Origin of the sequence: Hymenobacter mucosus, from assembly GCF_900188255.1 — a bacterium.
Classification (GTDB): domain Bacteria; phylum Bacteroidota; class Bacteroidia; order Cytophagales; family Hymenobacteraceae; genus Hymenobacter; species Hymenobacter mucosus.
In genome coordinates, this window is the sequence record NZ_FZNS01000012.1 from 105,273 (window position 1) to 116,493 (window position 11,221).

An 11,221-nucleotide genomic window follows, 5' to 3' on the forward strand; every position below is an offset into this window, starting at 1 on the left:
AGGTCAGTAGTAGTCTGAGTCAACAAAGAGTGCTGCCTAAAGGAGAAATATTTTAGCAGAGACAGGACATTCTTTAGGAAGATTTATAAAGAATTCTTCCCTCTTTTTTGCCTAAAAATTCTCTCTCTTAAGTCGTGTCAAACGGTGGGTTTTGACCTCTTAGAGCGATTGGATTCACTAGACATCGTGCTTGCCCCAACTCTGGGCGCCTTTCAAAATGGATGGATGGCAAGCAATAGAAGCGCTTTCTATAGTAGTGTTGCCACTGACGAAGTGCATTGGGGTCATGTTGTGCTACACTATCTAAATCTGCAATAGAAACTGCCTTGGTTAGCTCATATAAGGTAATTCGCTAGGCAGCTGTTGCAGACTGTTGTCGAGATTACCCCTCTTTTTCGGCGAAATTATCCCCTTTAGCTTCTGCTGACTAGAGTACTTTTAGCCATGCTTATCGGTCACTCATGTACCCATTGGCTACAGTGAAATATCCCCTCTCCAGTCGGTCTACCGTAATGGGGGCGCGCTTGGTTTAGCTGCGCTATTTGCCGCCACGCTCCCCGCTGATTCTGCACAGGATACCCGCTGCTTTTAGTACCTGCTCTTTCGCCTACAGTTTAGTACGACTACCTGCGTCATAAGTCTTCGCCCGCCTTGCGAAGCCCTGGCAACCAGTCGTATTTCTCTCCACTTGGTAAGCCTGCTTTTGGCTGCACTGCTTTTCGAACGATACTCCTACCCCCTACGGGCTTGCACAAACGATTGTGTAACCCTCCATAAAATCCCACTATATGAGAAAAAAATTACGTACTGCTGCGGGGCCTGCCATGGCCCGGCGGGCGCTGGTACCCCTAACATGGTGTGCTTCGGTTGGTACCGTGCTAGGTGCCGTTGGCCCTCTGTCGCTCCGTGCTGAAACGTCGGCTACAGCGCTTCAGCAAGCTGAAATTGAAATACTAGGTGCCGTAACTGATACCAAAGGTGAACCCTTGCCTGGCGTCAACGTGGTCCTGAAAGGAACCTCAAAAGGCACTGTTACCGACGAGCAGGGGCGCTTCCGGATACTGGTGCCAGACGCAAATGCGATACTCGCAATATCCTTCGTAGGCTTTAAGAAGCAGGAGGTTATCGCCACACCTGGGGCGCGCATGGCAATAAAGCTAGAAGTCGAAGATACGTCGCTGGGCGGCGTGGTCGTGGTTGGCTACGGCACGCAGTCGCGCGCTACCGTGACGGGGGCCGTGGGCCAGATCACCAACGAGGAATTGGTTCGTACCCCGGCCGTGGCAGCTACTAGCGCCTTGGTGGGCCGCATTCCGGGCCTTACCGCCCGCCAGGGCGATGCCCGCCCCGGCAGCGGTACAAGCATCCAAATTCGCAACATGGGCTCCCCGCTCTATGTCATTGACGGAATTCAGTCAGAAGAAGGCCAGTTTAACAACTTGGGGCTGAGTGATATCGAAAGCATTTCCGTACTGAAGGATGCTTCAGCGGCAATCTATGGTATGCGGGCCTCCAACGGCGTAATTCTGGTGACCACCAAGCGTGGTAAACTGGGTAAGCCCGTTGTCAACATCAACGGCTACTACGGCCAGCAAAACTTCACCCAATATCCTCACCCAGCCAATGCCTACCAGCACCAGCGCGGCTTGGTGGAAGCCGAGCAGAACCGGGCCCAAGTGGAGCGCCGGGCGCCAAACCCTGTAGTTGACCCCGTAAAAGGTACCGTCCTGACGGCGGAGGAACTGGAAAAGTGGCGCACCGCCTCCGACCCGGCTTACAAAAGCTACGATTACTACGACATGGTATTCCGGCCCAACGTGCCGCAGTACTACGTGAACGGCAACGTGTCGGGAGCCACCGACAACATGTCGTACTACCTGTCGGGCAGCTACCTCGATCAAAAGGCGCTTATTGAAGATAACTACTTTAAGCGCTACAATATTCAGGCAAACTTGGAGGCCAAGGTTACCCCGCGTCTGCGGCTGGGTACCCAGCTCTATGGGCGCACAGAGTTCCGCCATACGGCCGGCGTACCGGGCCTCGACGACTATTTCAACCCGTTTTTGAGCGTGTTCTCGATGTGGCCCACCGAGTCGCCCTACGCCAACGACAACCCGAACTACGTCAACCAAACGCACAACATCAACGTCAACCCGGCCACCTATAAGGAGTCCATTACGGGGTACAATGATGACGACTGGCGGGCGGGAAAGATGAACCTGTACGGGCAGTATGACTTTGACTTCGGCTTGAGCGTGCGCGCTACTGGCTCTTATAACTACACCACCAACACGTTCAACGGCTTCGAGTACACCTATAATGGATACCGGTATAACCCCACTACGCAAACCTACGATTTGGTGCCGGGTGGGGGAAACCAGAACCCGTGGCGGGAGCAGCGCCGCCGTGCTATTATTGAGCGGTCTGGGCAAATACAGCTAACCTATGTCAAACAGCTGGGTGACCACGGCTTAACGGCTACGGCGGCCTATGAGCGCTATGATACCGACAACCGGTTCAACATTGTGCACACGGTGCCGCCCAACAATACCATTCCCATTCAGTACTTCGCCAACCAAGACTACCTCTACGATGAGGTTTCGGAGGTAGCGCGGGCCGGCTATGCCGGTAGGGTAGGCTATAACTACAAACAGAAGTACCTACTCGAACTCCTGGGCCGCTACGATGGCTCATGGCTGTTCGCGCCGGATAGCCGCTTTGGATTGTTTCCCGCAGTGACAGCAGGCTACCGTATTACGGAGGAGCCCTTCATCAAGAATAACGCTATTGGGAACATCCTTACCGAACTGAAACTCCGCGGTAGCTACGGCATTACGGGTAGTGACCCATCAGGCCTAGCGCCCTATAGCTACCAGCAAGGGTATGATTTCGGCTCGGGAGCGTCCGTATTCAACGGAAACTATACCATTGGGGTGCGTCCGCGCGGGTTGCCCATCACTACCCTCTCGTGGGTGCGCAACAAAACTACCAACCTTGGTCTGGATTTCGGGCTGTGGGGAGGGAAGCTGTCGGGTGCGTTCGACGTCTTTGCCCGGCGGCGTGAGGGCCTCCCAGCCCCGCGCTACGATGTGCTCATACCCCTTGAGGTGGGCTACGGCTTGCCAAATGAAAACCTTAACTCCGACGTGACGCGAGGCCTTGAAGGCGTTCTAACGTACGCGGGCACTGCCTCACCTGGGTTTACGTACTCCGTGAGTGGGCACGCTACCATCGCCCGGCGTTTCGACCTCGACATTTATAAGCAGCGCTTCGGCAACTCCTGGGAACGTTACCGCAGTTCCTACATTAACCGTTGGGGCGATATTGGCTGGGGCTACCAAGCTATTGGGCAGTTTCAATCACAACAGGAAATTGCCGATTACACGGTGGATAACGACGGCCAGGGCAACCGCACCCAACTGCCCGGCGACATCATTTATAAGGACGTGAACGGCGACGGGGTAATCAACTACCTCGACGAGCGCCCCATTGGCTACCTGCAGGGCGGCAACCCACTAGTGACCTTTGGGGTCAACACCAGCCTGGGCTACAAGAACTTTACTCTCACCTTCGACATCGTGGGGGCCGGTATGCAAACCTACCAGCGGGAATGGGAGTTGCTGATACCTTTCCAGAACAACGGCACCTCACCCGCTTACATGCTCGAAGACCGGTGGCACCGGGCCGACCCGTACAACGCTGACAGCCCCTGGGTACCGGGTAAGTACCCGGCCATCCGGCGCGACGCCGGCGGCCAAGCGAACTACAACCGCCGCAGCGACTTCTGGATTAAGACCGTGCGCTACGTGCGCCTGCGTAACCTGGAGCTGGCCTATAGCTTACCTAAGCCCTGGCTTGGCAAAGTGGGACTATCGGGAGTGCGGGTGTATATGAATGCCACCAACTTGCTGACCTTCAGCACGCTTAACGACATCGATATTGACCCGGAAGTAGCAGCCAGCAACGGCTTGGGCTATCCTCCCCAGCGACTGCTCAACACGGGCCTTTCGGTAACCTTCTAAGCCTCTCCCTACTAATGAAATACACGCTTAAAACCTTGGCATTGGGCGCCGGGCTACTGTTAGGCCTTACCACCAGCTGCCAGAAAGATTTCCTGGAACGTACTCCCCCCAACATCATCCTTGACGCGCAGCTCTGGAATGACCCGGGCCTGATTACGGGCTTGCTTGCCAACTACTACGACCGTATACCCACCCATACCACTACATATTTGGGTGCCGACTTCAACGCCAATCCGCGCCGCCGGACCGGCTGGCCAGATTTTGCTGCCTATGATGAAGCCATGTGGTCGGGCAACGGTAATGGGCCTAATGACTTGTTCAGCTTCGATGCTTTTCGCTGGGAGAATTGGAATTACGGCCTCATCCGAGACATCAACTTGGCCTTGGAAGGCCTCGACCAATACAGCAATGCGCTGACTTCCGCGCAGAAAGAACAGTTTAAAGCCGAGTTTCGCTTTCTACGGGCCTACACGTACTTCGAACTGGGGAAGCGCTACGGGGGAGTACCGTTGGTAACATCCCAACTCGTGTACAACTTCAACGGCGACACGACCCCACTGCAGGTAGCGCGCAGCAAGGAAACGGAATTGTATGATTTCGTGGCCAGTGAGCTGGATGCCATCAAGGGCACGCTGGGCAACGCCGGTAGCGCTACGCGCGCCAACCGCTACACGGCTATGGCGCTGAAGTGCCGTGCCATGCTCTACGCCGCCTCCATTGCCAAGTATAATGCGCAGTCGGGCCTCAATATCCAAACCAGCGGCGGCGAAGTAGGCATTCCAGCCAACCTTGCTAACGCTTACTACCAAAAGTCGCTCGATGCGGCCAAGGAAGTGCTGGCAGGTCCATATTCGCTCTACCGCGCCAATCCTAACTTGGGTGAAAACTTCTACGAGGCTCTCACGAAGAAAACCGCTAACGCGGAAATCATCTGGGCGAAAGACTTCCTGACCGCCAAGGACTACCGACACTTCTTTTCCTACGACAACATTGCGCGGGGCATCCGTGAAGACAATCTGGGGTCGTCGGCCATTTCGCCCATCCTCAACTTGGTGGAAGCCTACGAGTATCTCAACGGCGCCTCGGGTGAGCTGAATATCCGCAACGCGGCAGGTACCGACTTCATCTACTACGACAACCTAAGTGGTCCTTTCGCCAACAAGGACGCCCGTCTCTACGGCACGATAATTTATCCTGGCTCCACTTTTAAGGGGCAAGAAGTACAGCTTCAGGCAGGCGTAAAAGTGTGGAACGCCACCAGCAACTCCTATCAAACCTTTGAGGGCGGCCTGGCCAGCGTGTACGGGGGAGCGGCATTCCCCACCGGCGACGGCAAGCTTCTGACCGGCAGCTCGGGGCCACAGGCTAACCAGCCAGAGGTATCCAACTCAGGCTTCTACCTGCGCAAGTTCATTGACTCGGGGGCGGGCACCAGCAGCCGCGGCATCCGTAGCGACGTGTGGTGGGTGCACTTCCGCCTGGCCGAAGTATTGCTCAACGCCAGTGAAGCCGCCCTGGAGCTAGGCAACACGGCAGAGGCAGTTACCTATGTGAACCGGGTACGCGAGCGAGCTGGATTTCCTGCTAATAGCCTGACGACTAGCACCCTCACTTTAGCTCGCCTTCAGAACGAGCGGCGCGTGGAGCTGGCCTTTGAAGATCACCGCGTGTGGGACCTCAAGCGCTGGCGCATTGCGCACCAGGTTTGGAACGGCAACGCCAACAACCCTAACGCCGTGGCCTATGTGCTGTTTCCTTACCGCGTGGTGCGCCCCGGCGACCCGCGCGACGGCAAGTATGTATTTGAGAAAAGGGTGTCGCCGCGCTACCGTACGCCGCGCAACTTCCAGCCATTCAACTACTACACCTTCATCGGGAACGGCATTCTCAACAACAATCCCAAAGTCGTTCGCAACCCCTTCGAATAGTCCGCACCACTCATGAAACGATTCACCATCACGATGCTGGCTGGGCTAGGACTACTGGCCGCTAGCTGCGAAAAAGATAACTACTCCCCCCCTTCGTCCCAGCTAACGGGGCGCGTAACCTTCCAGAACGAGGTCATAGGCGTGCGGGGGCAAGGAGGCGTGCAACTAGAACTGTGGCAGCGCGGCGAAGCACTCCGCAACAAGATTCAGGTGTTTGTGGCCCAGGATGGTAGCTATTCGGCTACTCTCTTCGATGGCAACTACAAGCTGACGCGCCTGCGCGACAATGGCCCCTGGCAGAATAACACCGATAGTATTGACGTGGTTGTGCGCGGCAACACGGTCATCGACGTGCCAGTTCAGCCCTACTTCGTAATCCGCAACACTACCATCACTAACGCGGGCAACGTAGTGACTGCCAGCGCGCTGATTAGCCAGGCTACGGCCGGGCGTACCATTGAGTCGGCAACGCTTTTCCTCAACTCTACCCAATTTGTGGATACCAACAACAGCTTGATAGGGCAAGTAAGAAAAGCCAGCGCCGACCTCGGCAATCTTACCCAGCCTCAGCTCTTCTCCTTTACCGTACCCGCCGCCACTCGGGGTGTAGTGTATGCCCGCATAGGAGTAAAGACCCAAGGGGTAAACGAGCTGATATATAGCCCCGTGCAACGACTCAGCTTGTAACCTAGGAAGCTAAGAACACCTGCCGCTTTTTACTCCTCACGGTAGACAGGGCAGGATGCGCAACGCGTGGCGCCAGTAACAGTACGTATGGGAATACGGCCTGATATATAGGGAATCAGGCCAGCCCAGTGTGAGTGAAGTACGTGCTGTTAAAAGCCGGTCGGGTGGGAGTGGGAACCTACTCGGCCGGCTGGTGCTGCGTCAGCGCCATCCGTTTAGCTTACCAGAGCATAACCCGTTTCACGAAGGCTACCCTGTTGCTGAAACGCATAGCTTCTAGCTTGCCGTGGGTAGACTAGGTGCGGCGCCGCGGGGCCAAAAGCCAATGTGCTAGCCAAACAAGTAGGTAGCTGACCGAAAAACCTATTAAACTTAGCGGAGGCAAGTCTTGCAGTGCCTCGGTGCTGCTGACAGCTTACCCGCACTGATTATCTCTTTTTTTGATGAAATACCCCCTTTACCTGTTTCTGTTGCTGCTAAGCGTTTGTACTTCGGCCGGGGCCAAGCCGCCAAAAGCCACCCCGTATAGCGCCTACCTGTTTGCGTATTTTACTGGCAACGATAAAAAGGAAGAGGCCATTCGCTTTGCGCTCAGTCCCGACGGGTACCACTACACCGCCTTGAATGGCAACCGCCCCGTGGTCAGCTCGGCCACCATCAGCGAAACGGGGGGCGTACGCGACCCGCATATCCTGCGCGGGGCCGACGGCAAAACCTTCTACATGGTAGCTACCGATATGGTATCGGCCAAGGGCTGGAGTTCAAACCGGGGCATGGTGCTGCTGCGCTCTACCGACCTGATCAATTGGAAGTCCAGCGCCATTAACTTCCAAAAACGCTATGCTGGCCAGGAAAACCTGAAGCGGGTGTGGGCTCCGCAAACTATTTATGATGCTAAGGCGGGTAAGTACCTTGTGTATTTTTCCCTGCAGTACGGCTCGGAGCCCGACAAAATCTATTACGCCTACGCCAATAAGGACTTTACCGATCTGGAAGGTGAGCCGAAGCAGTTGTTTTTCTCGCCCACCAATGGCTCCTGCATCGACGGTGATATCGTAGCCAAAGACGGCAAGTACTACCTATTCTTTAAGACCGAAGGCCAGGGCAACGGTATCAAGATAGCCGTGTCTGACAAGCTGACGGAGGGCTACGTGCTGCGCGATAAGTACGTGCAGCAAACGACCAACCCGGTGGAGGGTGCTGGCACCTTCAAGCTCAACAACTCCGACGACTACATTCTGATGTACGACATGTACACCAGTGGCCGCTACCAGTTTACGCGCACTCAGGACTTGCAGAACTTCACGGTGGTAGACCAGGACATCAGCATGAATTTCCACCCGCGCCACGGCACGGTGCTGCCCCTGACTAGCACCGAGGCCGCTCGCCTAGCGGCCCGCTGGATGAACCCATCCGACGTATTGCTGACGTCAGCTAACCCAGCCATTCGGAAGAACAATACCGTAGTGGATAGCGCCGCCGGCAAGGTAAACTTCGTTGTAGCGCCCGGCACCAGCCTGCAAGCCTTCGATTTGCAACTCAGCACCCCTACCTTGCCCGTAACGCCTAGGGGTCCGCAGAACTTCAGCAAGGGCCCCGTGACGTATACAGTTGGCAAAGGCGCGGCTAAGCGCGCATACCAGGTGCGTGTAACCGAAACTCGTAACCCCGTGCTGGGCGGCTATTACGCCGACCCCGACATTTTGTATTCCCAAAATACCGGCAAGTTTTATCTCTATCCTACCAGCGACGGATTTACGGGCTGGTCGGGTACGTACTTCAAAGCCTTTTCGTCATCGGATTTGGTAAACTGGAAGGACGAGGGCGTGATTCTGGACTTGCCCAAAGACGTGAGCTGGTCCAAGAAAAACGCTTGGGCTCCTACCATCATAGAGCGCAAAACGCCCACCGGCTACCAGTACGCCTACTACTTCTGCGCGGGCGCCAAGATTGGCGTGGCCCTGGCCGACAGTCCTACTGGTCCGTTCAAAGATACCGGTAAGCCCCTACTCGACCAGCTGCCCGAAGGCGTAAAAGGTGGGCAGCAGATTGATCCGGCCGCCTTTCAAGACCCCAAAACTGGCAAGCTTTACTTGTACTGGGGTAATGGCTACATGGCCGGAGCTGAGCTCAATGACGATTTGGTCAGCCTAAAGCCTGGCACTACCCACGTACTGACGCCCGACGCTACCTTCCGGGAGGGGGCTTACGCGCTATACCGCAACGGCACGTACTACTTCCTGTGGAGCGAGGATGATACGCGCAGCCCCAACTATCAGGTGCGCTACGGCACCTCCGATTCGCCGCTGGGCAAGATTACGGTGCCGGCCAACAATCTAGTTATCAGCAAAGACCCGGCAACTGGCATCTACGGTACCGGCCACAACTCAGTTATTCAGCTTCCGGGCCGCGATGAGTGGTACTTGGTCTACCACCGCTTCACTTATCCTAAAGGCATTGAGATGGGCGGTGATGCCGGCTTTCACCGCGAGGTGTGTATTGATAAGCTGGAATTCAACGCTGATGGTAGCATTAAGCCAGTGAAGCCTACGCACGCCGGTATTCAGCCAGTAAAGCTAAAGTAAGCCCTTCTAAGGAGGAACTCGATGACATTACTTGCCTAACTGCCAATTCTTTAAGTGGTAAGAAGTGAGTAGGAACAAGCGCGCTTTGGTATACGAGCACACCTTTGGTACCATAAGCGGGCCGAAAGCCAGCGGGGTAACGCAGGCATGAGTGAAGGTAGCACTAGGATTCCGGGCAGTATGCTTTTGCCCGAGGGTAGCGTGAAATGTGGAGCAATTTGCGCAGCTAACTACTACTGTTACGAGGCGGTGTAGGCCGCCAGTCCCACCTACGAAGTCATCGTGCCCCTCGATTGGAGCAACGGTTAGCCTTCGCTCGCACTCAAGGCCCTCTTAGGTGCCCTAAGGAGGAAACAGGCCCTGCTAGGCTAGGTAAAGCAAAGAAGTGAGACAGGTACTCTATTTGGAAGGAGAACCTATATGCCTCAAGTACAGCTACGCTAACCGGTAAACTTCCCAACGGCTACCTACAAGTGGGCAAAGACTAGCTATGGCATAAGATTAGTTATGGTATAGTACCTTGTAAAACAAAGTACCTTGCGTATAATTGCACTTGTCAATTGCTTTGGCGGTGCACAGTTAATGTATGTTCAATGCGCACCTGCTAACCTATTCAGATAGTACTGCTAGTCACTTATTTCTTGTTTCTATGAGCTGTTTTAAATCACTTGCTGTCTCACTGGCGTTCCTGTTGCTGACGACCGGCCGACTAGTTCAGGCCCAGACCTATCCGCAACTATTAGAAACTGCCGCGGGCCACCTTCGGCAACAACACTATTGTGAGGCCACAACTACCTTTGCGCGGGCCTTCACTGATAGCACCCAGGTAGGCCCCTTCGACCTTTATACTGGTGCAAGTGCAGCCGCCCAGTGTGCCGGAGGGCAGCACCAAGCTTTGCGCTGGCTATTCCAGCTCACGCGCCAACCCAATGTGCCCGTAAGCGCCCAGGACGTGGACCAGATGGCCCAGGACCCCAGCTTGCGCAGCTTACATGACTTTCCTGAGTGGCCGCAGTTCCTAGCCCGCTTGCGGCAGGCTGCAGCCAACCGCGCCGCCGAAGCCTACCGAGCAGCGAGCGAGTGGCAGCGTACTACTTTGGAGAATGCCCTCCCTACTCCAACTACCCACAGTTTCTACGTTGCTGCCCGCCCTGGCTTTGCGCTGTACTATGCTCCGGTAGATACCGTGCAAGTGCCTTACCTAGTGTACGTGCCCCCTACCTATGACCCCACTCAGCCCACCCCGTTGCTTGTTTACCTACACGGGGGCATCGTGAGCACGACCCAGTTTCAAGCGGCCGATCCTAGCGTGACCCATGAACCCATTTTCGCCGCTGCGGCTGCGCAAAATGCGTTGGTGCTCTACCCCTTCGGGCGTCGTTCATTTGGTTGGCTAGAGCAGCGAGTCGCTTTGGAGAATATTCGGACCATGGTCAAGCAGGTCAAGCAACGCTACCACGTAGACCGCCAGCGCGTGTACCTGGGGGGAATGTCTAATGGTGGCACAGCAGCCTATTGGTATGCCTGCCAATCTCCGGCTGGCTTTGCCGGATTCTTCGCCCTTTCGGCTAAGCCGACTAGTGCTTTTGGCCCGCTGAAGTTCGGCAGCCTGCGCCGGGGCGCGCCCCTATATTCCCTGCACGCCCAGGACGACGAACAGGTTGCGTACCACGAAGTGCTAGCTACCTACTCGCAACAGCAAAACATAGCCCAGCAGTGGCACTTTGCCTCCCTGCCTACGGGCGGCCACGGGTTTCTGTACGGCCCAGGCGGACCAGCCGCCTTGAATGCTCTCTTGGGCCAGTTACTGAAGCAGACTGCCCGGTGATGGGCACTTCGTCAGTGGCAAGCATTGGAAAAATCTTTCTTTGAAAAGCTAGTAGCTATATTCTGTGACGAGGCTTCTAGCTTTACAACTGCTTCCCTACGGTGTCTCCTCTAATGTATCAGCCGCTTATATCTGCAGTGTTGCTACCCGCTACTCACTATTCTCATCTCA

General features: G+C 55.5%; 5 protein-coding genes. All 5 read left to right on the forward strand.

Annotated elements, in window-relative coordinates; genetic code table 11:
* Positions 1-788 precede the first annotated feature (788 nt).
* The gene (locus tag CHB83_RS20370; protein ID WP_245855392.1) at positions 789-4,022 is read left to right on the forward strand and encodes a SusC/RagA family TonB-linked outer membrane protein; all 3,234 of its coding nucleotides are present in this window, start codon (positions 789-791) and stop codon (positions 4,020-4,022) included.
* Positions 4,023-4,036: 14 nt separating this feature from the next.
* A complete protein-coding gene (locus CHB83_RS20375) occupies positions 4,037-5,950 on the forward strand; it encodes a RagB/SusD family nutrient uptake outer membrane protein (RefSeq protein ID WP_089334027.1) in 1,914 nt (637 codons plus the stop codon).
* A gap of 12 nt (positions 5,951-5,962) precedes the next feature.
* The gene (locus CHB83_RS20380) at positions 5,963-6,637 is read left to right on the forward strand and encodes a DUF3823 domain-containing protein (protein ID WP_045690640.1); all 675 of its coding nucleotides are present in this window, start codon (positions 5,963-5,965) and stop codon (positions 6,635-6,637) included.
* 443 nt (positions 6,638-7,080) lie between these two features.
* A complete protein-coding gene (locus tag CHB83_RS20385) occupies positions 7,081-9,222 on the forward strand; it encodes a family 43 glycosylhydrolase (RefSeq protein WP_089334028.1) in 2,142 nt (713 codons plus the stop codon).
* Between the two features lie 649 nt (positions 9,223-9,871).
* Positions 9,872-11,050, forward strand: coding sequence for a PHB depolymerase family esterase (locus tag CHB83_RS20390; protein WP_143437224.1), 1,179 nt, complete (start codon positions 9,872-9,874; stop codon positions 11,048-11,050).
* Positions 11,051-11,221: the final 171 nt, after the last annotated feature.